The organism is Methylobacterium tarhaniae (assembly GCF_001043955.1).
GTDB lineage: Bacteria > Pseudomonadota > Alphaproteobacteria > Rhizobiales > Beijerinckiaceae > Methylobacterium > Methylobacterium tarhaniae.
Window position 1 is genome coordinate 17,361 of sequence record NZ_LABZ01000007.1, and the last position, 23,448, is coordinate 40,808.

Genomic DNA, 23,448 nt, shown 5'->3' on the forward strand with positions numbered 1-23,448 from the left:
GACCCGGCAGATTCCCGATGACCGATGCCGTTACGAGCTTGCGGGCGCTGGCTGAGACGAGCCTGGAGCCCGATGTCTTGCGCGGGGGCACGATCCGATCTCCGATCGCCGACACCTCAGGATGAGGTTGCGGGTGGGAAAGCCCCACGCCCGCTGGTTTCACGCCGCTGTCGTGTGCTGTGATCCCGTCACTCGGCGTCAGGCTGACGGGCGGGATGGGCCATGGCGAAAGCGGGATGGGCCGCGGCGAGTGCGGCCACCCGCGTGATCCGCGGGAACGGAGCCAGCGGCACGGCGAAGCGCTCGGCGGCGTAGACCTGCGGCACCAGATAGACGTCGGCGAGCCTCGGAATGGGGCCGAAGCAATATCCGTCATCGCCGATCAACGCTTCGACGGCCGCGAAGCCCTCGGAGATCCAGCGGCCGATCCAGGCGCCGACCTCCTCCTCCGACCGGCCGAGGTCGCGCCTCAGGTGGTTGAGTGGGCCGACATTGTGCAGCGGATGGATGTCGCAGCCGATGATCGCCGCCACCCCCCGCACCCTGGCCCGCGCGACCGGGTCCGCCGGCAGCAGCGGCGGCTCCGGATAAACCTCCTCCAGGTACTCGATGATCGCCGGTGACTGGATCAGCACGCTGCCGTCATCGAGAGCGAGGCTCGGCACGCGTCCTTGCGGGTTGATCCGGCGGTAGGCCTCGCCGCGATGCTCGCCGCCGTTGCGCACGAGGTGCACCGGCATCGGCTCCGGCGTCAGGCCCTTGAGCGCCAGGGCGATGCGCAACCGGTAGGACGAGGTCGAGCGCCAGTAGCCGTAGAGCTTCATGCGATCGCTCCGAGGATGGCCGCCCGGCACTCGCCGAACCCCACCGTCGCGAAGCCCTCGCGGATACCCCGGGCCCGCAGGACGATCTCGTCGCCGTCCTCCAGGAACCGTCGCTCCTCGCCCGAGGCGAGCCGGATCGGCTCCCGGCCGCCCAACGTCGCCTCGACGAGGCTGCCGCAGGCGTCGCGGTCCGGCCCGGAGATCGTGCCCGTCCCGAGGAGGTCGCCCGGCTGCAGGTTGCAGCCGCCGCTGGTATGGTGGGCCACCATCTGGGCCACCGTCCAGTACATGTGCCGGGCGTTCGAGGCCGAGATCCGGTGCGGGGGCAGGCCGGCCTCGCGCAGGCTTGGCGTCACCAGCAGCACGTCGAGGCGAAGGTCGAACGCGCCGCCGGCCTGGTCGGCCTCGTCGATGAGATAGGGCAGGGGGGCGGGATCGCCCGCAGGCCGCGGGGCTTGCGGGACGCGGAACGGCGCCAGCGCCTCCGGCGTGACGATCCAGGGCGAGATCGTCGAGGCGAAGTTCTTGGCCAGGAACGGCCCGAGCGGCTGATACTCCCAGGCCTGGATGTCCCGCGCAGACCAGTCGTTGAGCAGGCAATAGCCGGCGATGTGCTCCTGCGCCCGCCCGATCGGGATCGGCGTGCCGAGGTCGTTGCCGGCGCCGATCCACACCCCGAGCTCGAGTTCGAGGTCGAGGCGGGACGAGGGGCCGAAGCTCGGCGCGGCCGCGTCCGGCGCCTTGGACTGGCCGCACGGCCGGCGCACCGGGATCCCCGAGGGCCGGATCGAGGAGGCGCGGCCGTGATAGCCGATCGGCACGTGCTTGTAGTTCGGGAGCAGCGGATTGTCGGGCCGGAACTGCTTGCCGATGTTCTCGGCATGGTGGATGCCGACATAGAAGTCGGTGTAGTCGCCGATTCGTGCGGGCAGGTGCAGCGTGCAGGACGCCGCCGCATGCAGCAGCGGGGCGACGCGGTCGCGGTCCGGCGATCCCGCGCGCAGCAGGTCCGACAGGCGCGCCCGCAGGGCGCGGCGCGGCCCCGCCCCCAGGGCGAGGAGCGGGTTGAGGTCCGCCCCGCCGGCGGCCTCTGCGGCTATTGCGGCTTCGCCGGAGAGCAGCCCCGCGGCCAGCAGGGCCGGCAGGTCGAGGATCTGGTCGCCGATGGCGATGCCGGCCCGGCGCGCGCCGTCTCGCGGCGAGAACACCCCGAAGGGCAGGTTCTGGAGCGGGAAGTCCGGATGCCCGTCCGCCCCCGGCACCCAGGAGCGGAGAGCGGCGTCGTGGGTGTGGTCGAGTCCCGTCATCAGCGGGCCTCCGGGCGGCTCGGGTCGAAATGCTTGGCGAGCTTGCGCCCGTAGGTGGCGTAATCCTTCTGCAACGCCGGGGTTTCGGCGGCGAAGCGGCTGACCTTCTGGGGAAACCGCGTCTCGAACATGAAGGCGAGCGTTCCCTCCAGCTTGTGGGGCTTCAGCTCGGCATTCGAGGCCTTCTCGAAGGCGTCGACGTCCGGCCCGTGCGGCAGAAGCGTGTTGTGCAGCGAGGCCCCGCCCGGCTGGAAGCCGCCGCCGGTCTTGGCATCGTAGACCCCATAGACCAGCCCCATGAACTCGCTCATCACGTTGAGGTGGTACCAGGGCGGCCGGAAGGTGTTCTCCGCCACCAGCCAGCGGTCGGAGAAGATCACGAAGTCGATATTGGCCGTGCCGGGCGTCTCGGACGGCGAGGTCAGCACCGTGAAGATCGACGGATCGGCGTGGTCGAACAGGATCGGGCCGACCGGCGAGAATTTTCTCAGGTCGTACTTGTAGGGCGCGTAGTTGCCGTGCCAGGCGACCACGTCGAGGGGCGAATGGGCGATGTCGGCCGCCCACAAGGACCCGCCCCACTTCACCAGCATCGTGCCGGGGGCGTCGCGGTCCTCGTAGGCCGCCACCGGGGTCAGGAAGTCGCGCTGGTTGGCCAGGCAATTGGCGCCGATCGGGCCACGCTCCGGCAGGGTGAAGGCGCCGCCGTAATTCTCGCAGAGATATCCTCGGGCCGGGCCGCCCAGGAGTTCGACGGCAATCTTCACCCCGCGCGGGATCACCACGATCTCGCCGGGCGCGACCTCGATCACCCCGAACTCGGTGCGGAAGCGCAAGCGGCCCTCCTGCGGCACCACCAGCATCTCGCCGTCGGCGTTGTAGAAGTACTCGTCCCGCATCGACCGGGTGGCGAAGTAGAGGTGCGCGCCCATGCCGGCCTGGGCCCCGGCATCGCCGGCCGTCGTCATCGAGCGGATGCCCTCGACGAAGGAGAGCGGATCGGCCGGGATCGGCACGGGATCCCAGCGGAGCGGCGCCGGCGGCAGGTCGGCGGACTCGGCCGGGGCGGTGAGCCAGAGGCGGGATTCGACCTTCCGGAACGCTCCCCAATGCATCGCGGTCGGGCGGATGCGGTAGAGCCAGGAGCGCTCGTTGGTGGTGCGCGGCGCGGTGAAGGGCGAGCCGGAGATCTGCTCGGCGTAGAGGCCGTAGGGGCACTTTTGGGGCGAGTTGCGGCCGACCGGCAGGGCCCCGGGCAGGGCCTCGGTCTCGAAGCCGTTGCCGAAGCCGGACATGTAGCCCGGATAGATCTGCGTCGCGGCGGGTTCGCCGGCCGCAACCGGGCGGGCCTGCTGGTTCATGGATGCATCTCCCCTCTCGGTGCCACGCGTATCGCGTAGGCCGATCATTGCTCGTCGTCTCGTGGCTTCAACGCGGGGCGGCCCCGGCTCCCCGGATCAGGGGCGGGCGTGATCCGGGTCGGCCGGGCGCAGCGAGCGTCGCGCGAGGGCGATGGCCTGCTCCAGCACGGCCGGATCGCCGACCTCGTTGGCGAGGATCAGCACGAGGCGCGCGTTGAGTGCCGCGCTCTCCTCGTCGCTCAAGGTCTGATGCGCGCGGATCAGGGTCTCGTAGACCGCGTCCGCCCGCCCGGCGAAACCGTCGCCCTGTCTCAACGATGCCGTCATCATGCCGCCTCCTGAGCCGACGTGACGGATCGGCCGCATGCGCGGGCGAGCGCCTCCGTCACCCGCTGGCCATCGATCTCCGCGAAGCGCGCGGCCACGTGCGCGTCGGGCCGGATCAGGTAGGCCGCGCAGGATCCGGCGCCGTAGCGCAGCCCGGCGACGCCCTCGGCATCGAGCAGCATCTCTGTGCCAGGAAGAACTTCGGCCCCAGGCAGGACTTCGGCCCCAGGCAGCGCCAGGGGGCGCCCGGCGACGACGACGCAGCGCAGGCCGGGCGGGAGACCGGAGAGCCGGCTCGGATCGGGCGCCCCGGCCCCCGCGAAGACCAGGAGCGTGAAGGATCCACCCAGCGAATCGAGCAGCCAGCCGGCACGGCCGGCCGCATCGACGACCGGGGCATCGACGCACACGTCTCCCGGCCGGGGACCGGCGGCCTGCGGAACCGGATCCGGAGTCTGCAGCGACAGGCCGGCGAGGCTGCACGGCCGCGACAGGCGCCCGGCATTGAGCAGGCTCCGGGCGAAGGGCGCCTCGGCGGCAAGGTCCAGCACCCCATCGCGAAGATGGCGCTCGGCCCGCGTCTTCGGCGTCATGAAGTTGGTGGTGCGGCTCGAGTTCAGGATGTTCTCGTCAGCAGCATGCCCGCGCTCCTCGTCGTAGGTCGCGATCAGGCTCTCCGGCGCTTCGCCGCGCAGCACCAGCGCCAGCTTCCAGCACAGGTTGTCGGCGTCCTGGATGCCGCCGTTGCCGCCGCGCGCCCCGAACGGGCTCACCACATGGGCGCTGTCGCCGACGAACACCACGCGGCCGTGGACGAAGCGCTCCAGCCTCGCGCAGCGGAACGAGTAGACCGAGCACCATTCGAGGCTGACAGGGGTGTCCTCGCCGACGATGGCCCGGACGCGCGGCATCACCCGTTCCGGCTGGCGCTCCAGCTCGGGATCGGCCTCGGGTCCGAGCTGGAAGTCGATGCGGAAGACGTCGTCGGGCTGGCGATGCAGCAGCGCGCTCTGCCCGGCATGGAAGGTCGGCTCGAACCAGAACAGGCGCTCGGTCGGAAAATCCGCCTTCATCCTCACGTCGGCGATGAGGAAGCGCTCCTCGAAGCGCTGGCCGGGGAAGGGCAGGCCCATGCGGGTGCGGGTCGGCGAGCGTGCCCCGTCCGCCGCGAGGACCCATTCCGCATCGAGCGTCGTGGCGCCGTCCGGCGTCGCGACGGCGAGGCGCACGCCCTCGGCGGTCCGGGTGAGGTCGGTCACCTCGTGCTTCCACCGCAGCTCGATCAGCTCGGGGAAATCGGCGGCCCGCGCGATCAGGTATTCCTCGACATAGTATTGCTGCAGGTTGATGAAGGCGGGGCGGCGATGGCCGGTCTCGGGCAGCAGGTCGAAGCGGTAGAGTTCCTGCTCGCCGTGGAAGACGCGCCCGACGCTCCAGGTCACGCCCTTGTCGACCATGCGCTGGCCGATTCCGAGCCGGTCCCAGATCTCGAGGGTGCGCTTGGCCCAGCAGATCGCCCGGCTGCCGGTCGCGACGGTGTCGTCGTCGTCGAGCACCACCACCGGCACGCCGCGCGTGGCGAGGTCGATGGCGCAGGTGAGCCCGACCGGGCCGGCGCCGATCACCACGACCGGCCGACGACGGCTCCCTCCGGTGGGTTCGTGCATCGGCGCGGAGGAAAAGCGAGGATTCTGACTCAGACCATGACTCATAGGGCATTTCCTCCGGGGCATCTCCTCGATGAGGGCAGCGCGCCCGGTTGCTCCGGGCGTCGTTCTTCGGGCCGCTCTCCGGGCAATGAGTCGTCGCGTCAGCCTTCGAGGGCGTGCCACATCTCGATGTCGCGCTCGGCGGTCCAGATTCGGGGCGTGTCGATGCCCTTCGCCTCGTCGTAGGCGCGGCTCACGTCGAAGGGCATGCAATGCTCGAAGATGACCCAGTGCCCGTATTTGGGCCGCATCTCGCTCATCGCCCGGTCGTACACCGCCTTGAGGTCGTGGCCGGCCGCCACGCCTTCGCGGGCGATGGCGTAGAGGTCGCGCAGGAAGGCGCGGGTGCCGTCCAGGCCCTCACGGATCTGGTCCGGCGTCGTCAGCGCCTCGCCGCGGCCAGGCACCAGGGCGGCAGGCCTCAGGGCTTCGAGCCGGTCGAGGGTGCCGGGCCAGTCCTGGAAATGCGCATCGCCGCAATAGGGAGTGGCGCCGTACTCGACGAGGTCGCCGGAGAACAGGACCTTCTCCTTCGGCAGCCACGCGATCGTGTCGCCGGCGGTGTGGCCGCGGCCGGCATGGATGATCCGGACCTCGCGCGAGCCGAGCCACAGGGTCATCTCGCCGTGGAAGGTCAGCGTCGGCCAGGTCAGGCCCGGGATCTCCTCACGCCCGCGGAAGAGCCGCGGGAAACGCTGGATCTCCGAATCCATGTCGGCTTGCCCGCGCTCGACGATCATCGCCCGGGCGACGTCGCTGGCGATGACGTTGACCCGGTCCGGATAGCCGGTGACGCCGAGCACCCGCACGGCGTGGTAGTGGGTGAGCAGCACGTGGCGGATCGGCTTGTCGGTCACCTCACGGACCCTCGCCACGAGGTCGCCGGCCATGCGGGGCGTAGCGCGGGCGTCGATCACCAGCACCGAATCGTCGCCGACGACGATGCCGGAATTCGGGTCGCCCTCGGCGGTGAGCGCGTAGACCCCCGGCGCCAGCTCCGAAAAGGTCTCCTTCTTCTCGACCAGATCGGCCTGGCTGGCGAACCCCTTGCTCATGCGATTTTCCTCCCGTGTTGTTCATCCGAGGCCGGAGCGCCGCATCCTGCGGGAGCAGAGTGTCGGCGAAACCTGCGCCACCGACATTGCACCGTCGGCGCGGCCATGCTTGTTGCAATCGCAACCAACTTATAATCGGTTGCGAATGCAACCGTCAAGGGATCGTTCCTGCACCATGTCCCTGCCTTCGGGTGACAGAGCCTATGGACCGATAGACCCTGCTCAGTTTCGTGCCGCTCCGGCTCGATCGGCTCGTGGCCGAGTTCAGTGACGCTTTGGCCGCCGACTATGCTCGCTGCGGCATCGACATCCCGGAATGGCGCGGGCCGGCGACGCTCGGGATGCACGATGAGGCCGGAAGCGCGAATGACGTCGTTCGCTGCACCCGCACGCACAAGTCGCGGATCAGCCGGGCGGTGAGCCATCTGGCCGAACTGGGCTTCGTTGAACGGCAAGACAGCCATGACGACCGGCGCGAGATCATGATGCAGGTCACGTCACGCGGGAAGGAGGCCTGCCGGGAGCTCCGACCAATCCTGCATCCCGTCGATCTGCCGACGATCGACACCCGGCAGGCGATCCCGGGAGGCAAGGGCCAAGGCGGAGGCATCGCGCTCGGCCGCGGCGAGGTGGCGGCAGAACGCGGCGGCGCGAGGGCCGGATGAGGACTCGGGCAAGGCCACGAAGTCAGCGCAGGCGGGCCCGGCGCTCCGCCTCCTCGATATGCGGATCGGATGGTCCGAGCGGCGTACCGCGCTGCCGGTTACGCCCGATGTGCAACATGTCCCGCTTTGGGACGTTATCGCGTCACAATGGTGGGGTTCCCGATGGACGCAACCTGGAAAACGGTAGCCGAGATCGCTGTCGAAAGAGGCATCGATCTCAAGGCTGCACAGACTTTGGTCGAAGAGTCCAATTGCCCAAAGGTGTTCGGACTCCATGGCACAGTCTACCTGATCTGACCCCTGCGGCGCAGCAAAGCCCGGCAGCTTAGCGCTCGCCGGGCTTTGCTGTCCGGGTCCGCACCCATTCGGCCACCGCACATCCGGACCGATGATCAGACACAGCGACCCACGCCGCCAGGTGAGGCTTCGATCGAGGCCCTTGCTATGCTGCTCCTCGAGCGTAGCACTGCGACCCCATGCGTTTCTTGAGGTGGCGGAGCGGGATATCGCGCAGCTGTGTCAGGGTGCGCTCGACGAGGCGCCCCGCCCGCTGCCCGGCGCGCTGATGGCGGCCATGGACGCCTGCAACAGCCGGTTCGGGCGCGGAGCCGTGATGCCGGCGCGGGCGGGGCTGGTGGAGACGCGCACCTTGGTCGACGACGTTCGGGATGCGGGCACCGCGGTTCAGCGAGGTGCCAGTGGTGGGCGCATCCATCCATGCACCGCAACCCGGATTTCGATCCACCCCAGTTCCGTGATCCGCATCAAGGAGCTGTGCCGACGTCAGCCATGGGTCGCATCGCCCAACTCTACTCTTTCGCCAGTGACGAGCCGCTGCGCCTTGGCTGCAGCGATGAGCGCCACCTTGTCCACGGCGAGCTGATCGGCAAGCTGAGAGAGCATCTTGTCTTCATCCGCATTGATGCCCTGGCGAGCGATCGCGACATCGATGGCGATCAGCAACACATTGTTTCGTTCATCGATCGGGCGGTCGACGATCGCGCTCACCATGGCTAGATTGGCGCCTCGACCATCGGAAGTGCATGCACGTTCGATGGCCAGCCCCAGTTGTTGCGCCAACGCTGATGGCTGATATTTCGCGTGCAGCGTCGGCTCTGTTATCAGATCGGCCAGGGCGACATTGACCTCTTCTTGGGCGATCTCGCCGTCAGCGGTTATGACGAGGGCGGCCGCCGACACGGCGGCGGCCATCAGCGGCTCGTCCTCACGAAAGCCGGTCACGGTGTCCCGGAGGCGCGCGATCACATCCTGAAGCATGCTCATTTGCGGGCTACGATCCCATCCGATGTGCAACCTGTATAGCCTTTCCCGCTCCCAGGACGAGATCCGGCGCACCTTCGCGGTCGATCGCGACGAGGCCGGCAATCTTCCGCCGTTGCCCGGGGTCTTCCCCGACCAGATGGCGCCCGTCGTCCAGGTCGAAGGCGGCGAGCGGGTGCTGACGATGATGCGCTGGGGCTTCCCGCCACCTCCGAAGGTCGGCACGCAGCCGGTCACCAACGTGCGCAACGTCGCCTCGCCCTATTGGCGGCCCTGGCTCAAGCCCGCGCACCGCTGCTTGGTGCCGGTCACCTCGTTCAGCGAGTACGCCGACACGAAGCCCCGCAAGACGCCGGTGTGGTTCGCCCTCGACGAGAGCCGGCCGCTCTTCGCCTTCGCGGGGATCTGGCGGCCCTGGACGGGCGTGCGCGGCCCGAAGCGGGACGAGCCGGTCGAGGAGGAGCACCGGCTGTTCTCGTTCCTGACGACGGAGGCGAACGGGGTTGTCGGGCCGGTGCACCCGAAGGCGATGCCGGTGCTGCTCACCACCGCGGAGGAATGGCGCACCTGGCTCGAGGCGCCGGCCGAGGAGGCGTTGCGACTGCAGCGGCCACTCCCAGACGGGATGCTGGCCGAGGTCGCGCGGGGCGAGCGTGAGGATCGGGGATAAGGGGCAGCCTTCGGAGCCGGGGCTCGGCGAGCAGGCTGACCGGTCCGCCCTTTCTCGACAGGATGGAACTGCGCAGGCGGGTTGTGGGATCGAGCGTCATCGACCGCACGCGGCTATCGGCATATTGCCATGCGATCAGAGACGATCAGCCGTCGTCGACTAATCGAGATCATGCAATTTCGCGATGGCCGGCTCGGGTAGCGCGTGACGGCCCTTCGATCTCCGCCCCAATTGCTGCTCGCGCAAGAAGATGAAGAGGCCGCTGGCAACGATGATGCCGGCGCCAGCGATTGTGAGCGGGCCTATCATCTCACCAAAGAAGAGGTAGCCAAACAGCATGCCCCATAGGATCAACGTGTATTGATACGGCACGACCGTTGTTGCAGGCGCCAACCGGAGGGATTGGTTGACACATAAATTGCCCAACAGCGATCCAACGCCTAGCAGCAGCATCAGAGCGAAGTCCGCGGGTCCGGTGGAGGTCCACCCGTAGACCAGCACCAGCGCCGCCCCGAAGATCAGGGACGACACGAGCTGGCCCGTCATCAGCACGGTCCCCGGAACGGCCGCCAGCTTGCGGGTGGTGATGAGGAACAGCGCGTAGAAGAAGCTGCCGGCGAGGGCGCACGCGGCTCCGACGGACAACGACCCCGGTGAGGGGTGTAGAGCGAGGGCAACCCCGCAGAAGCCCACCGCGATGGCTGCCCAGCGACGCCAGCCCACATGCTCGCCGAGCAGCAAGGGGGAGAGTGCCGTCACGTAGATTGGACCGGCCATGTAGTAGGTCATCACCTCGGCCAGCGGCAGTGTGCTCACCCCCCAGAAGAAGAGCGATGCTTCGAGCGTCGAGAATGCCGCCCGCAGCAGCTGCAAGCCCGGGCGCGGTGCATCGCGGAAACCGCTGAGGCCAACCCGGTGGATGGCAGGCGCCATCACGCACAGGCCGGAGATGCTGCGCACGAGCATGAGCTGACCGACCGCGTAGGTGCCGAGCAGCCATTTGCCCATCGTGTCGTTCAGAGCGAAGAACAGCACGCCGAGCAGCATCATCACGATACCGCCGATGGCGCCCACAGGCGCGGCGGCACGACCCAACATCACAGCCACGGTTTCCTAACCCTTAGTCCTTTGGGAGCGGCAGGAGGTCATCGGAGTTCAGCGGCCGATCCGCGCTGGTGATGTCCCCCCATCGGCCCGCAGCACGCCAACCGATGTTACCCCCCGGATGCATTCCAGCTGCCGATCCGTTGCCATACGTGGTCGAGGCTGCCCATTCCAGCACGACGATCGGGACTGGCAGCGTCTGTCGGCGGTGCGCAATCGGGCCTTGACGTGCGCGCAACCGCCATGCTGGGAGCTGCGTCGGCGTCCGCGCAACCGTCGCGGTCGGTCGGCTCGGCCATAGGCGTGACTGTCGCGATGGGTGTGCTGTCCGTGGCGCCGGGCCGGAGCGCGGCGAGTGCCGATGCGTTCGCTGACGCCGTGCGGCACGGTCCCGCCGTTCCGGCGAGCTTGCCAGAGGCGTTGCGCGCTTCCGTCGTGACACACATCGAAGGCGGCTTCTCTGCCGCCTTTCCGACCATCGCGATCTTCGCCATGGTCAATGCCGTGCTGGCCTGAACCTTCCGGAGGGCGCACGGCTCATCGCGAGGCGCGAGAGCAAGCCCGTCGCCGCGCCTGACCGGTCGCCGCATGATCGCCGGCCCGCTTGTCGTGACAGCCCATGATGCGTCAGGATCGCCCCCGAGACCGCATGCACCTTCGATGCGCCAGCACTCCCACCCAAGGGGGCCTTGATGTCGTTCGAAACGATGGGGGACCAGCGGCGAGGCACATGCCAGGTGCTCGGTCGGATCGACCACCGGGCACGGCTGGTCGTCGAACGGAGGATCAACGGCGCCGGCTCGCATCCGAGGCAAGCCTATCCCTGCAACGAACTCATCGTGATGCTCGGGGGCCGCGCGGTCGTGCGGCGCAGCGGTGACGGCCAGGACGAGAAGTGCCTCGCCAAGGCCGGAACGGCCTGGACCGGCCCGGTCGGCTTCATGGAAAGGGCGGAACTCTCCGAGGCGATCGCGTGTCTCCACGTGTGCCTGCCGCCCGCCCTCCTCGAGCACAGCGCCCTGGCGGATTACGGCATCGACGCCTCCCTGATCGAGCTGGCCTTCGTCGGGGGCTTGGCCGACCCGCTCCTCGTCACCTTCGCGCGCGCCTTCGAAGGCTTGCTGGACGCGCCGCAACGGCCGACGGACCGGTTGTTCGTGGACGGTTTGACGACCGCGCTGGCGGCCCACCTGATCGCCAACTACACGATCGACCGGTGGAAGCCGTCCACCGCGGCGCAGAAGCTCGACGAGCGCCGGCTCGACCGCGTGACCGACTACATCGACGCCCACTATGCCGAACCCATCCCGCTCGAACGCCTCGCGGCCGAGGCCTGCCTCAGCCCCTTCCACTTCTCGCGCCTGTTTCGCGCGGCGACCGGCCTGACCCCGCATCGCTACGTGACGGAACGGCGGGTTCGCGCCGCCCGAGAGGCGTTGGCCCTCGACCGGGCCACGCTCCTCGACATTGCGGTCGAGCATGGTTTCGGCTCCCAGGACAACTTCACGAGGGTCTTCCGGAAGAGCACCGGCCTGACGCCCGGGCAATACCGGGCCATGGTCCGCCGCTGAAATGGCCTGCCCCTGGCCGCCCTTGCCAAGCATCGCAAGAACGGCCGGCAAGCCCGCAAGGACGGTCGATACGTCGGCGCCGCGGGGATGTACGCCGTTGCGGGGCTTGGAGACACGGCTCGCGACGACCGGCTCGCGAACGACAGCCCCGATGACGCTCCGACTTCCCCACCCACGGAGGAGCCATGTCCATCAGGGACGCCCTGCTCGCCGGCCCGCTCGGCTTCGGCGCCGCACCTCTCGGCAACATGTTTCGCGACATCCCCGACGACGAGGCGCAAGCCACGGTGGACGCGGCCTGGCAGGCCGGCACGCGCTACTTCGACACCGCGCCCTTCTACGGGAGCGGCCTGTCGGAGATCAGGCTCGGCAAGGCCCTGTCGAAGTACCCGCGCGACGCCTACCGCCTCAGCACCAAGGTCGGGCGCATCATCCTCGACGAGGTCGAGACCGGAGCGCGCGATCAGGGCGAGAAGAGCGAGATTTTCCGGTACGGACGCCCGAACAAGGTCGTCTACGACTACACGGCCGACGGCACCAAGCGGTCCATCGAGGACAGCCTGAAGCGCCTGGGCGTCGACCGGCTGGACTTCGTGTGGGTGCATGACCTCGCCCGGGACTTCCATGGCGACAAGTGGGTCGGGATGTTCGAGCAGGCGCGCATCGGCGCCTTTCCCGCCCTCGACCGGCTGCGCGACGAGGGCGTGATCGAGGCCTGGGGCCTCGGTGTGAACAACGTCGAGCCGGTGGAACTCCTGCTCTCGCTCGACGAGGTGCACCCGAACGGCACGCTCCTCGCCGGTCGCTACACGCTCCTCGACCATGAGAGGGCGCTCGAACGGCTGATGCCGGCCGCCGTCGAGAAGGCGGTCGAGATCGTCATCGGCGGCCCCTACAGTTCCGGCGTGCTCGCGGGCGGCAGGCACTTCGAGTACGGCTCGGTGCCGCCGGAGATCGCCGCCAAGGTCGAGACCATCAAGGGGCTGTGCGGCAGGCACGGCGTGCCGATCAAGGCCGCGGCTCTCCACTTCTCGCTGGCCCATCCCGCCTCCGCGGCGGTCATCCCCGGAGCGAGCCGGCCGGAACGGATCGCCGAGGATCATGCCGCCATCACCTTCGAGGTGCCGCGGGAGTTCTGGCACGACCTGCGCCGGAGCGGCATCGTGGCGCCGGACGCGCCTCTCCCGGCCGGGCAGTAGGGGGCGCTCATGGCGACGGCATCGGCCAGCGTCGACATCCCGGCTCCCGCGTCCGAGGTGTGGCGGCTCATCGGCGGGTTCGGCTCCCTGCCGGACTGGCTGCCCTACATCCCCCGATCCGAGTTGCACGAGGGCGGTCGCGTCCGGCACCTGGCGAACCCGGACGGCGGCGTCATCGTCGAGCGGCTGATGGCGTTCGACGAACCTGGACGGAGCTACAGCTACCACATCCTCCAGTCGCCCTTCCCGCAGACGGATTACCTCTCGACCTTGCGGGTCCTGGAGACCGGCGACGGCCGATCGCGCGTCGACTGGTCCGGCGAGTTCCAGCCGGTCGGGGTGAGCGACACGGAGATCGCGACGCTGTTCCAGGGCATCTACGAAGATGGCCTCGCGGCCCTGCGAAAGCGCTACGCCGACAAGGGCTGAAGGGTCCCGAGGCCGGCTCCGCACACGGCATCGCGAGAGGATGACGCGCGCCACCCTGACGCGCGCGGCTACGGTGGGCCGATCGGCAGCCCAAGCCTCGGGCACGGTCTCAAGCCTCGGGCACGATCTCGAAACCCTGCGCCGTCCGTCGGATTGCCGTGCGCAGCCCCAACCAAGACCAATCCCCAAAAAACATACCAGCAGTCAACAGGCGCGTAAGTCCCGGCCGTGGGCTGTTCGGCTTGCGTGGTGAGCTCGGCAATCAATGGTCCGGCCTGACGAGAGGATCGGTGCCGCCTGTGAGGCTGATTGCATCGCCCGTCCGATTCCCGTCGCGGAGCTTCGCCATCGTCCAAGGCCGCTCCGGACGGCCGACATCCACGCTGCGACGGATGGGCCACGAAAAGAGCAAGATTCGCGTAACAGGCAGCAGGATCGGCTGAGACAACAAAACTCCTCCGGGATTAGCTCTGCCGTGGTGAGACCGGCGGTGGCCGCATGGCCCCCGTCGTCGCTCCTGAGCGCGACGAGGGATCCGCACCCGAGAGCAGGCCCCGTCGGAGACAGCCGGCCCAATGTCGATCTCGAAGCACGACAATCAACTCAACCGACAGAATTGGCCCATTTAAAATATTTTCCCGTCTGCCTCCGATTCTATTTTTGCCGAATCAATCCCCGCCCCATCCCTATGAGCTGGCATCCAACTGTAACGCTCAAGCAATAGAAATCGCGAAAACATCGATAGAGCTATTTGGCGGCCGAGATTCCCAGAGCCTTGTCTGCACAGCACGGCATGTCCGCAACAGCGAACCATCGATACGCACGCGCTTGTGCGAGGAGGTAGCAATGGACGAGACGAATGCCTTTGAGGTCAATCGCCGCAAGCTGATGGCGGGCTCCGCTGCCTTGGCGACCTTGAATCTTCCGTCAGGTGTGGAGGCGCAGGCATTGGACGAAGAGGCACCTCGCGTTGTCGTCACCTTCACGATCAACGGTCATCTGCAACGGCTTCAACTCGACACGAGGGTGACGCTTCTCGACGCCTTGCGGGAACACCTGCATCTCACGGGCACGAAGAAGGGCTGCGATCACGGCCATTGCGGGGCTTGCACGGTGCTGGCGAACGGCATCCGCATCAATGCCTGTCTCAGTCTCGCGGTGATGCACGACAGTGACGAGATCACGACGATCGAGGGCCTCGGTCGACCCGGCGCCCTTCATCCGATGCAGGCGGCTTTCATCGAGTATGATGCCTTCCAATGCGGCTATTGCACGCCGGGCCAGATCTGCTCGGCCGTGGCTCTGGTCGACGAGGTGAAGCGGGGTGTGCCGAGCCACGCGACCGGCGACCTGACCGCACCGATGACGCTCAGCAACGTCGAGCTCCGCGAACGCATGAGCGGCAACATCTGCCGGTGCGGCGCCTATTCCAACATCGCGGACGCAGTGTCGAAAGTCGCGGGAGAGATGCTGTGAAGCCCTTCAGCTACGAGCAGGCGGCGAGCCCCGCTGCCGCTGCCGCGGCCGTCGCGTCCCGACCAGGGGCGAAGTTCATCGCCGGCGGCACGAACCTTCTCGACCTCATGAAATTCCAGATCGAGACGCCGACGCATCTCGTCGACGTCCGCCGCCTGGATCTGAACAGGATCGAGGACACATCGGACGGCGGTTTGCGGATCGGCGCGCTCGTGACCAACACCGAACTCGCCTCCCACCCCAGGGTCAAGCGCGATTACGGCGTCGTATCCAGAGCCATCGTCGCGGGGGCGACAGGCCAGTTGCGCAACAAGGCGACGACGGCCGGCAATCTTCTCCAGCGCAACCGCTGCCCGTACTTTTACGAGACCGACCTGCCTTGCAACAAGCGACGACCGGGCTCGGGCTGCTCGGCGATCGGCGGCGTGTCGCGCTCGCTCGCCGTCATCGGCACGAGCCAGCACTGCATCGCCCAGAACCCGGGAGACATGGCCGTCGCGTTGCGCGTGCTGGATGCGACCGTCGAGACGGTCAGGCCAGACGGCACGACGCGCGCGATCCCGATCGGCGACTTCCACCTGCTCCCGGGCGAAAGCCCCGAGATCGAGCACCCGCTCGTGCCCGGCGAACTCGTCACCGCCGTCTCGCTCCCGAAGCCGCCCGGCGGAACCCATCACTACCACAAGGTCCGCGACAGGGCCTCCTACGCCTTCGCGATCGTGTCGGTGGCGGCCGTGCTCCAGAAGGACGGGTCCGGCCGTGTCGCCTTCGGCAGCGTCGCACCGCGGCCGTGGCGGATCGAGGCGGCAGAGGCGCTTCTGCCGCGCGGTCCTGCTGCGGTCGTCGAGACCGCCTTCGCCGGCGCGAGGCCGACTCCCGAGAACGCATTCAAGATCCCGCTCGCCGAGCGCACGCTCGCCCTGGTGGTCGCGGAAGGGAGGGCATGAGGCCATGAAGTTTGCCACTCCCGCGGGAGAGAACCCGATCGATCGACTGACCGTGGTCGGCCAGCCGCTGCGGCGGATCGACGGCGCGCGGAAGGTGTCCGGGACCGCGCCCTATGCCTATGAGCGGCACGACGCGGTGACCGACCCGGCCTATGGCTGGATCGTCGGAGCGACGATCGCGCGAGGTCGGGTCAAGCGGATCGACGTCGCCGCCGCCCTGCGCGCGCCGGGCGTCCTCGCAGCGTTGACGACGCTGGATTTCGGCGCTTTCAAGCCCGGCTTCCGAACCACGCTTCACCTCTTCGGCGGGGCCGAGATCCGGCACTACCATCAGGCGATCGCGCTCGTCGTCGCGGAAACCTTCGAGCAGGCGCGCGCGGCAGCCCATCTCATCTCGGCCGAGTACGAGAGCGCATCGCCGCGCTGCGATCTCGCGCGCGAAGCGTCCAATGCCGAGCCGACCGCGGATCGCGACGGCCCGGATTACCCGGTCGTCGATCGGATCGGCGACTTCGAGGCCGCCTTCGCCGCTGCCCCTGTGACGCTTGACGAACGGTATACGACGCCCGATCACACGCATGCGATGATGGAACCACACGCGACGACGGCGGCGTGGCAGGGCGACAAGCTGACGATCTGGACCTCGGCTCAGGTCGTTTCGTGGCACCGCGACAGTCTCGCCGCGGCGCTCGGGATCGCGAAGGAGAACCTGCGCGTCGAAGCGCCCTTCATCGGCGGCGGGTTCGGGGCGAAGCTTCTCATGCGCGCCGACGCCCTCCTGGCCTCGCTCGGCGCGAGGGTGACGCGACGCCCGGTGAAGCTCACGCTGCAGCGGCCGCTCATTGCGAATGGCGGGACCCGGCGCGCGGGAACGATCCAACGCATCCGCCTCGGCGCGACGCGTGACGGCCGCCTCACGGCGATCGGGCACCACAGCCTCAACGGCAATCTCGAAGGCGCTTTCGCCGAGGCCGCCATCGCCCCGACCCGCCTCATGTACGGTGCGCCGAATCGCGACCTGTCCATGACGCTCGCGACCCTCGATCTTGCGGAGGGCAACGACATGCGGGCGCCGGGCGAGGCACCCGGGCTGATGGCGTTCGAGATCGCCATGGACGAGCTTGCCGAGAAGCTCGGCATCGATCCGGTCGAGCTTCGGATCCGAAACGACACCCAGGTCGATCCTCGATCACCCCGACGCCGCTTCTCCGGCCGTCATCTGGTGGAATGTCTCCAAGTCGGAGCAGAGCGCTTCGGCTGGAGCCGCCGTCATCCGGCGCCCGGCTCGATGCGCGACGGCCGCTGGCTGATCGGCATGGGCATGGCAGCGGGTTTCCGCCTCAACCTCCTGGTCCCATCGGGCGCCCGCATTCGCCTGGAGCGGGATGGACGGCTCACGGTCGAGACGGACATGACCGATATCGGGACCGGCACCTACACGATCCTGGCCCAGACCGCGGCGGAAATGATGGGGGTGCCGGCGGACCGCGTGACGGTGCGCCTGGGGGATTCGTCCTTCCCGCAATCCGCCGGCTCAGGTGGTCAGTTCGGCGCCAACAACGCCACCTCGGGACTCTACGCGGCATGCCTGACGCTGCGCGACGCCGTGTCGGCGCGGCTCGGCCTTGACCCCGGGACGGCGGAATTCGCGGGTGGTGACGTTATCTCGGGCGATCGCCGCGTTCCCCTCGCGCAGGCCGCCGAAGGCGGGGCTCTCGTTGGAGACGATCAGATCACCTACGGCGATCTCGACAAGGAGTTCGTGCAGGCGACCTTCGGATCGCAGTTTGCGGAGATCGCCGTGGATCAATTCACCGGCGAGATGCGCGTTCGTCGAATGCTCGCCGTCATCGATGCTGGGCGCGTTCTCAACCCGTTGACTGCGCGCAGCCAAGCGATCGGCGCCATGACGATGGGGGTCGGGTCTGCCCTCATGGAAGCGCTTGCGGTCGACAAGCGATACGGCTTCTTCGTCAATCATGACCTCGGGGGCTACGAGGTGCCGGTCCATGCCGATATTCCGCGCCAGGACGTCGTCTTCCTCGACCATCCGGACCCGGTCTCCTCGCCCATGAAGGCAAAGGGCATCGGCGAGATCGGACTCTGTGGCGTTGCGGCAGCAATCGCCAATGCCGTCTACAACGCCACCGGCATCCGCGTGCGGGACTATCCGATCACTCTTGACAAGCTCCTCGACAAGATGCCTCGTGCTGCATGATGTCTTGCGTCCGACGACCGCATGAATGCTCTGGGGGCGGTGATGCACCTTGTTTTTCATGTCGGCCTGCTTGCGTTTCTTGTTTGTCTGATGTCTCTATCTAGCGATAGCAGCAACGCGCAAGCAGATTACCGTCTAAGCTGCAAGCCTCCCCTGAAGTTTATGGCCGGCGCCTGCGTGGCGGCTTGCTATCCGGGGTACGAGGATCAGGGCCGTTGGTGCGAGTTACGACGTGGCGGGGGGAGCGGCGGAGGCTGATCGCATGCGGCTGATGCGCGACACGAGAGACATTCGCATGAACCAGTGCCGGAGGGGTGAGCAAGACACTGGATCCGCTCCTCTGCACCAGGCTCGGCTTCAGAGCAGTTCCGCCCGGCGGCATGTTGCGGGACATTTCGAGGCGGGCGCCCATGGACTCCAGCGCGCAATGCCGAACATGCTGAACGCGGCTCCGGCAATGCCGTCGGCGAGATCCATCCCTCGGGAGTTCTCGTCGAGGGCAACCGTCAAGGGCGCGCCGGCAACGCCGGACTCTGGTGAACCCTTGATGATGGTTAACCCTTGCGACGCAGCTCGCGATACTGACCGGGGGTGAGGCCAGTCGCTTTGCGGAATGCGCGCGTGAAGTTATTCTGCGATCCGAACCCGGTCCCGAGAGCGATGTCGACGAGCGAACGGCGACCGAGCGTGATCTGCTCCTGGGCCGCCTCGATGCGCTTGAGAGTCACGTAACGGTGAGGCGGCAGGCCTGTGGCATCGCGAAACAATCGAGAGAAATGATACGCGCTGAGGCGAGCTTCTTCTGCTAGGCGATCCAAGGTGAGCTCATCTCCGAGATGGGCGTCGATGTACTCCAAGACACGCTTTAGCCGGGCACGCCCAAGCGCCGGTGCTTGTGCGGAACGTGTCCTCCGGTCGGCCGTGTAACTCGCAAGAAGGCGCGCCACCAGCGCCACCCGCATACCGTCAGCGAACAGTCGGTCGGCTGGTCCGAGTTCCTCGTCCAACAGCTTGGCGAGCGATGTCCCGATAAGATTGAGCTTCGGATCGACGAAACCGCCGACATAAGCGAGTTCGGTACAACCCGGATTCAAACCATAATCCTCGAGCGCCCGTTCTCCCAGGAGTTTCTGCGGCAGGTAGATGTGGAGAGTTGAAATCGGTTCCGACAAGACAATCTCGCGCTCGACCGTGCCGATCGGGCACACCCAAGCGACGCCAGGTCGAGCGAGCGACTGTTGCTTGTTACCATTGCCTGTGCGCTGGACGGCAGAGCGGCCAGCAATCGTCATGACGATCTCTGTACATTCCAAGGTCAGGTCGGACTGCGAACCAGCTTGTATGGTGCGACGCTCGATTCGCATGTCGGGCCATTCGGCCAAGCCTGCGAGCCTCACACTCCCGGCGTATTTTCGATCTCCGTGAACATTGAGCGACATCGGCGAACCTCAAGCTGGTGCAGGGCTCAAAGGTTAGAAGCGATTGTACGCCGATGGCCGATCAGATTATCTACCATTGGGTGAGGCACCACCGCCGGAAAGCCGATCACCGCCGCATCAATGGCAGCCGTTCAACGCCGATGGACGCGCCTCGTTCCGCCGTGGATACCGTATCTGCCAGTAAGGCCCCGATGCTGTCCGATCCGGCGCAGTGCCGCCCCCCAGGCAGCACTGAATGATTGAACGCCATCTATCTTCGATGACCAGTCTCGGAACAGGAGATCGCCTCGCACGCGCCGTCCGAAAGCCCGAGCCCGAGGTTCTGACGTACGACGTTGTCCTCGGTGTTCAGCGACGTGGTAGCCGGCGGCGTCGAAGACGGCGCCGAGGCGGATCGCGGCCCGGGTCATCGCCCACTCGAAATCCCGGGCCGGCGCCGCCCGCCGCGCATCGGTCCTATCGGACTTGCCCCCAGCGCCGCACCGTCACCCGCTCCAGGCTCGCGAACACCACCGTCTCGACCACGAGGCCGATGGCGATGACGAGGAGCAGGCCGGCAAAGACCCGGTCGGTGTAGAGTTCGTTGCGGTTCTGGAAGATGTACCAGCCGAGGCCGCCCCGGCCCGAGGAGGCGCCGAAGACCAGTTCCGCCGCGATCAGGGTGCGCCAGGCGAAGGCCCAGCCGATCTTGAGGCCCGACAGGATCGCCGGCAACGCCGCCGGGACCAGGATCTGGCCGACATAACGAAGCCCTTCGAGTCCGTAGTTGCGCCCGGTCATCCGCAGCGGATCCGGCACACCCTGGAAACCCGCATAGGTGTTGAGCGCCAGCGGCCACAGCACGGCATGGACCAGCACGAAGATCAGGCTGCCCTGGCCGAGGCCGAACCACAGCAGCGCCAGCGGCAGGAGCGCGATCGCCGGCAGCGGATTGAACATCGCGGTCAGCGTCGAGAGCAGGTCGCGGCCGAATTGCGTCGAGACCGCCAGCGAGGTCAGCCCGAAGGCGAGGACGACACCCACGGCGTAGCCCTGCACCAGCACCGTCAGCGAGATCCGGGTCCGTTCCAGGATCTCGCCGCTGGCGAGCCCGTCGACGAGGGCCGAGAGGGTGGCGCCGAAGGTCGGCAGCAGGAGGTCGTTGTCCTGCCAGCGCGCCAGCCCCTCCCAGAGGAGGGCGAGCGCGACGAGGATCAGGCCGCGGCGCAGCCAGCCCTGCTGCCACAGGCGGGTCGGCAGCGGCAGGGCGCGGGCGACCGGCGCCTCGACGAAGGGCGGCAGGACCCGGTCGTATTCCGGGCGGATCGGCGGCGAGAGGGCGGGGCTCATCGTGCGGTCTCGGGCGAGGGCTCGAACAGCCGGTCGTGCAGGCGCTGCACCGCAGCCTGGAAGCTGCGGCTGCCGAGGCTCGACAGGTCGTATTCGTGGCAATTGTACTCGCCGCGCACCCGGCCCGGATGGGGCGAGAGCAGGGCGACCCGGCTGCCGACCACCAGCGCCTCCTCGATCGAGTGGGTGACGAAGAGGAGCGTCATGCGGGCCTCGTCCCAGAGCGCCAGCAGCTCCTCCTGCATCTTGCGGCGGGTGAGCGCGTCGAGGGCGGCGAAGGGCTCGTCCATCAGCAGCACCTTCGGCTGCATCGCCAGCGCCCGGGCGATGGCGACGCGCTGCTTCATGCCGCCGGAGAGCTGGTGCGGGTAGCTGGTGGCGAAGGCCGTGAGCCCGACCTTGTCGATGGTGGCGCGGGCCCGCTCCAGCGCCTCGGCGTGCCTAAGCCCGCGGGCGGCGCGCAAGGGGAAGGCGACGTTCTCGACCACCGTCTTCCAGGGCGGCAGCTGGTCGAATTCCTGGAACACCACGATCCGGTCGGGGCCGGGCTTGCGCACCGGCACGCCGCCGAGCGTGATCTCGCCCTCGACCGGGGCGATGAAGCCGGCCACGGCCTTCAGCAGGGTGGACTTGCCGCAGCCCGACGGCCCGAGCAGCACGAAGCGGTCGGCTTCGTAGACGTCGAGGTCGATCCGGTGGGCCGCCCGCACCACGCGGCCCGGCGTACGGTACTCGAGCGACACGCCGGCGATGCGCAGGAGCGGGTCGGGCAAGGGGCGCAGCATCTCGCGCGGCGCCGCGGGCGGCTGGGGCGCGCGCACGGCTACGGCCGAGTCGCGTTCGATCACCAGCGTCATCGGTGCCGCCCCCTCAGCTGCCCGCCGCCACGCGCGGGTTGACGAAGAAGTAGTCGCTCAGGGATTTCGGCTCGTTCTTGAGCGCCCCGACCCGGTGCATGAACTGGCCGAGGCCGAGCGTGTTCTGCGGCTCGACCTTGAAGGAGACCTCGGGATTCTTGATCACCTTGAGCAGCAGGGCGCGGTCGACGCGGCTGTTATTCGCCTTGAGGTAGATGTCGGCGGCCTGCTCCGGGTTCGCAGCGATGAAGCGCGCCGCCTCGTCGAGGGCGTCGACGAAGGCCTGGTAGGTCTTCGGGCTGGTTTGGTAGAATTTTTCCGTCGCGTAGAGCACGGTCGAGGAGGCCGGCCCGCCCTGGACGTCGTAGGAGCTGAGGATCACCCGGGCACTCGGGTTCTCGGCCAGTTCCTGCTCCTGGAACGGCGGAACGCCGAAATGCGCCGTGATCTCGGTGCCGCCCTTGATGATCGCGGCCGCCGCCTCGGGGTGGGGGACCGCCACGCTGTTGCGGTCGAGGCGGGCGAAGTCCTTGTCGCCCCACAGCTTGGCCGAGGCCCATTGCAGGATGCGCGACTGCACCGAGACGCCGACCGCCGGCAGGGCGATGCGGTCCTTGTCGGTGAGGTCGGCGATCGACTTCACGTCGGGGCGGTTGCTGACGAGGTAGTACGGGAAGTTGCCGAGGGAGGCGACGCCACGGACGTTCTGGCGGCCGCGGGTGCGGTCCCACAGGGTGAAGAGCGGGCCGATGCCGGCGCTGCCGATATCGACGCTGCCGGACAGGAGCGCGTCGTTGACCGCCGAGCCGCCGGAGAGCTGCAGGTACTCGACCTTGATGTCGAGGCCGGCCTGCTTGCCGTGCTTCTCGATCAGCTTCTGGTCCTCGGCGACGTTGAGGAGCAGGTAGACGACGCCGAACTGCTTGGCGATCCGCAATTGCCCCTCGGCGGCATCGGCGCGGCCGACGGGCAGGGCCGCCATCAGCGCGAGGCCTCCGAGCAGGGCAGTGGCCTGACGGCGCAGGAGACGGGCGCTCTTCTTGATCATCACCATACTCTCGCGGTTGTCCGGGCACCTGGATACGGTCATCCGGCACCGGATATCTGTCCTTCTCCACCAGCATCGTCAACCGGAAGCTTGTTTCGATTGATGATCTATACGGAGATCGATTTTATCTTGAAATCATTCGTTCCAAGAACATTATTTTTATTGACGAAGCCCTTCGGCCGGCCGCCGGCACCGCTCACGCGGACGCGGCCCTCCGGCGTAGCCCCGGCAGGCGCTCGACCTCCGCGGCGACGAGGGCGGCGACCTCGACGGCCTGACCACGGATGTCCGGCACCGCGACGCATTCCCACAGCGTGCCGCGCAGGAGCGGGCCCAGCGTCCAGAGCCGGCCCGCCCGCCCGGCGCGCAGGCGGTAATCGTCGCCGGCCGCGAGGCCGAGCCCGAACGCGTCCGGCCGCGCGAGGCCGCGCCCGGTGAGGCGGCGCAGCAGAGGGTCCCCGGTCTCGTCGATGCGACCGATCCCGGTGGCGTCGACGATGCCCTGCACCGTCAGTGTCTCGTCCGCCGTGCCGCCCCGCGGCCGGATCGTCACCACGGCCTCGCCGGGCTCGTCCGCGATGGCGAGGATATGCCCGGCCCGCAGGTCCAGGCTGCCGGCCGCGATCTCGGCC

At 68.0% G+C, this 23,448-nt stretch carries 22 protein-coding genes and 1 pseudogene; 10 read left to right on the top strand and 13 right to left on the bottom strand.

Going from position 1 to position 23,448, the window contains the following annotated elements; all coding sequences use genetic code 11:
- Window positions 1-188 precede the first annotated feature (188 nt).
- From maiA to VQ03_RS01060, 6 genes are all read right to left on the bottom strand, one after another.
- Window positions 189-824 (bottom strand): maleylacetoacetate isomerase, encoded by a 636-nt coding sequence (maiA, locus tag VQ03_RS01035; RefSeq protein ID WP_048448994.1) that lies wholly within the window; start codon window positions 822-824, stop codon window positions 189-191.
- Window positions 821-2,131 carry a fumarylacetoacetase gene (gene fahA, locus VQ03_RS01040; protein ID WP_048448995.1) on the bottom strand — a complete coding sequence of 437 codons (1,311 nt, stop codon included), beginning with the start codon at window positions 2,129-2,131 and terminating at the stop codon, window positions 821-823. Before fahA ends, maiA begins: the two co-directional genes overlap by 4 nt.
- Window positions 2,131-3,492 (bottom strand): homogentisate 1,2-dioxygenase, encoded by a 1,362-nt coding sequence (gene hmgA / locus VQ03_RS01045; protein ID WP_048448996.1) that lies wholly within the window; start codon window positions 3,490-3,492, stop codon window positions 2,131-2,133. The genes fahA and hmgA overlap by 1 nt, the downstream gene beginning before the upstream one ends.
- A 96-nt stretch (window positions 3,493-3,588) precedes the next feature.
- Window positions 3,589-3,822, bottom strand: a complete 234-nt coding sequence (locus VQ03_RS01050; protein ID WP_425350018.1) for a DUF2783 domain-containing protein — start codon at window positions 3,820-3,822, stop codon at window positions 3,589-3,591.
- On the bottom strand, window positions 3,819-5,531 hold the full coding sequence (locus tag VQ03_RS01055; RefSeq protein WP_053078348.1) for an FAD-dependent oxidoreductase: 1,713 nt from the start codon (window positions 5,529-5,531) through the stop codon (window positions 3,819-3,821). The genes VQ03_RS01050 and VQ03_RS01055 overlap by 4 nt, the downstream gene beginning before the upstream one ends.
- A 98-nt stretch (window positions 5,532-5,629) precedes the next feature.
- Window positions 5,630-6,583: an MBL fold metallo-hydrolase gene (locus VQ03_RS01060; protein WP_048448999.1), complete on the bottom strand. Its 954-nt coding sequence runs from the start codon at window positions 6,581-6,583 to the stop codon at window positions 5,630-5,632.
- 254 nt (window positions 6,584-6,837) lie between these two features.
- Here VQ03_RS01060 and VQ03_RS01065 point away from each other — a divergent pair, with 254 nt between their 5' ends.
- Window positions 6,838-7,248 carry a MarR family winged helix-turn-helix transcriptional regulator gene (locus VQ03_RS01065; RefSeq protein WP_245291922.1) on the top strand — a complete coding sequence of 137 codons (411 nt, stop codon included), beginning with the start codon at window positions 6,838-6,840 and terminating at the stop codon, window positions 7,246-7,248.
- A 574-nt stretch (window positions 7,249-7,822) separates the two neighbouring features.
- Window positions 7,823-8,131, top strand: coding sequence for a hypothetical protein (locus VQ03_RS35155; RefSeq protein WP_342586437.1), 309 nt, complete (start codon window positions 7,823-7,825; stop codon window positions 8,129-8,131).
- Here VQ03_RS35155 and VQ03_RS01070 read toward each other — a convergent pair.
- On the bottom strand, window positions 8,032-8,532 hold the full coding sequence (locus VQ03_RS01070) for a TerB family tellurite resistance protein (protein ID WP_048449000.1): 501 nt from the start codon (window positions 8,530-8,532) through the stop codon (window positions 8,032-8,034). The two genes, VQ03_RS35155 and VQ03_RS01070, sit on opposite strands and share 100 nt — an antisense overlap.
- Before the next feature lie 22 nt (window positions 8,533-8,554).
- Between VQ03_RS01070 and VQ03_RS01075 the strand changes: the two genes are divergently transcribed.
- Window positions 8,555-9,199 carry an SOS response-associated peptidase gene (locus VQ03_RS01075; RefSeq protein ID WP_048449001.1) on the top strand — a complete coding sequence of 215 codons (645 nt, stop codon included), beginning with the start codon at window positions 8,555-8,557 and terminating at the stop codon, window positions 9,197-9,199.
- 159 nt (window positions 9,200-9,358) lie between these two features.
- On the opposite strand, the gene VQ03_RS01080 is transcribed toward VQ03_RS01075, so the two are convergent.
- Window positions 9,359-10,297: a DMT family transporter gene (locus tag VQ03_RS01080; RefSeq protein WP_053078350.1), complete on the bottom strand. Its 939-nt coding sequence runs from the start codon at window positions 10,295-10,297 to the stop codon at window positions 9,359-9,361.
- A gap of 321 nt (window positions 10,298-10,618) precedes the next feature.
- Here VQ03_RS01080 and VQ03_RS01085 point away from each other — a divergent pair, with 321 nt between their 5' ends.
- The 7 genes from VQ03_RS01085 (at window position 10,619) to paoC (ending at window position 18,143) form a co-directional block, all read left to right on the top strand.
- Window positions 10,619-10,819 (top strand): hypothetical protein, encoded by a 201-nt coding sequence (locus VQ03_RS01085; RefSeq protein ID WP_157063907.1) that lies wholly within the window; start codon window positions 10,619-10,621, stop codon window positions 10,817-10,819.
- A gap of 326 nt (window positions 10,820-11,145) precedes the next feature.
- A complete protein-coding gene (locus VQ03_RS01090) occupies window positions 11,146-11,874 on the top strand; it encodes a helix-turn-helix domain-containing protein (RefSeq protein ID WP_245291923.1) in 729 nt (242 codons plus the stop codon).
- A 185-nt stretch (window positions 11,875-12,059) separates the two neighbouring features.
- Window positions 12,060-13,073, top strand: a complete 1,014-nt coding sequence (locus VQ03_RS01095) for an aldo/keto reductase (protein WP_048449004.1) — start codon at window positions 12,060-12,062, stop codon at window positions 13,071-13,073.
- 9 nt (window positions 13,074-13,082) lie between these two features.
- Window positions 13,083-13,502 carry an SRPBCC family protein gene (locus VQ03_RS01100; protein ID WP_048449005.1) on the top strand — a complete coding sequence of 140 codons (420 nt, stop codon included), beginning with the start codon at window positions 13,083-13,085 and terminating at the stop codon, window positions 13,500-13,502.
- Window positions 13,503-14,348: 846 nt separating this feature from the next.
- On the top strand, window positions 14,349-14,978 hold the full coding sequence (gene paoA / locus VQ03_RS01105) for an aldehyde dehydrogenase iron-sulfur subunit PaoA (RefSeq protein WP_048449006.1): 630 nt from the start codon (window positions 14,349-14,351) through the stop codon (window positions 14,976-14,978).
- Window positions 14,975-15,925 (top strand): FAD binding domain-containing protein, encoded by a 951-nt coding sequence (locus tag VQ03_RS01110; RefSeq protein WP_048449007.1) that lies wholly within the window; start codon window positions 14,975-14,977, stop codon window positions 15,923-15,925. Before paoA ends, VQ03_RS01110 begins: the two co-directional genes overlap by 4 nt.
- 4 nt (window positions 15,926-15,929) lie before the next feature.
- Window positions 15,930-18,143: an aldehyde oxidoreductase molybdenum-binding subunit PaoC gene (gene paoC / locus VQ03_RS01115; RefSeq protein ID WP_048449008.1), complete on the top strand. Its 2,214-nt coding sequence runs from the start codon at window positions 15,930-15,932 to the stop codon at window positions 18,141-18,143.
- Between the two features lie 554 nt (window positions 18,144-18,697).
- Here the strand turns inward: paoC and VQ03_RS01120 are convergent.
- The 5 genes and pseudogenes from VQ03_RS01120 to VQ03_RS33600 all read right to left on the bottom strand — a co-directional run.
- A complete protein-coding gene (locus VQ03_RS01120) occupies window positions 18,698-19,525 on the bottom strand; it encodes a helix-turn-helix domain-containing protein (RefSeq protein WP_245291924.1) in 828 nt (275 codons plus the stop codon).
- Between the two features lie 513 nt (window positions 19,526-20,038).
- The gene (locus tag VQ03_RS01125) at window positions 20,039-20,911 is read right to left on the bottom strand and encodes an ABC transporter permease (protein WP_048449010.1); all 873 of its coding nucleotides are present in this window, start codon (window positions 20,909-20,911) and stop codon (window positions 20,039-20,041) included.
- Window positions 20,908-21,696, bottom strand: coding sequence for an ABC transporter ATP-binding protein (locus VQ03_RS01130; RefSeq protein WP_208605464.1), 789 nt, complete (start codon window positions 21,694-21,696; stop codon window positions 20,908-20,910). Before VQ03_RS01130 ends, VQ03_RS01125 begins: the two co-directional genes overlap by 4 nt.
- 85 nt (window positions 21,697-21,781) lie before the next feature.
- A complete protein-coding gene (locus VQ03_RS01135; protein ID WP_048449016.1) occupies window positions 21,782-22,816 on the bottom strand; it encodes an ABC transporter substrate-binding protein in 1,035 nt (344 codons plus the stop codon).
- Between the two features lie 196 nt (window positions 22,817-23,012).
- Window positions 23,013-23,448 (bottom strand): annotated as a pseudogene (locus VQ03_RS33600) (FAD/NAD(P)-binding protein); the annotation flags it as partial.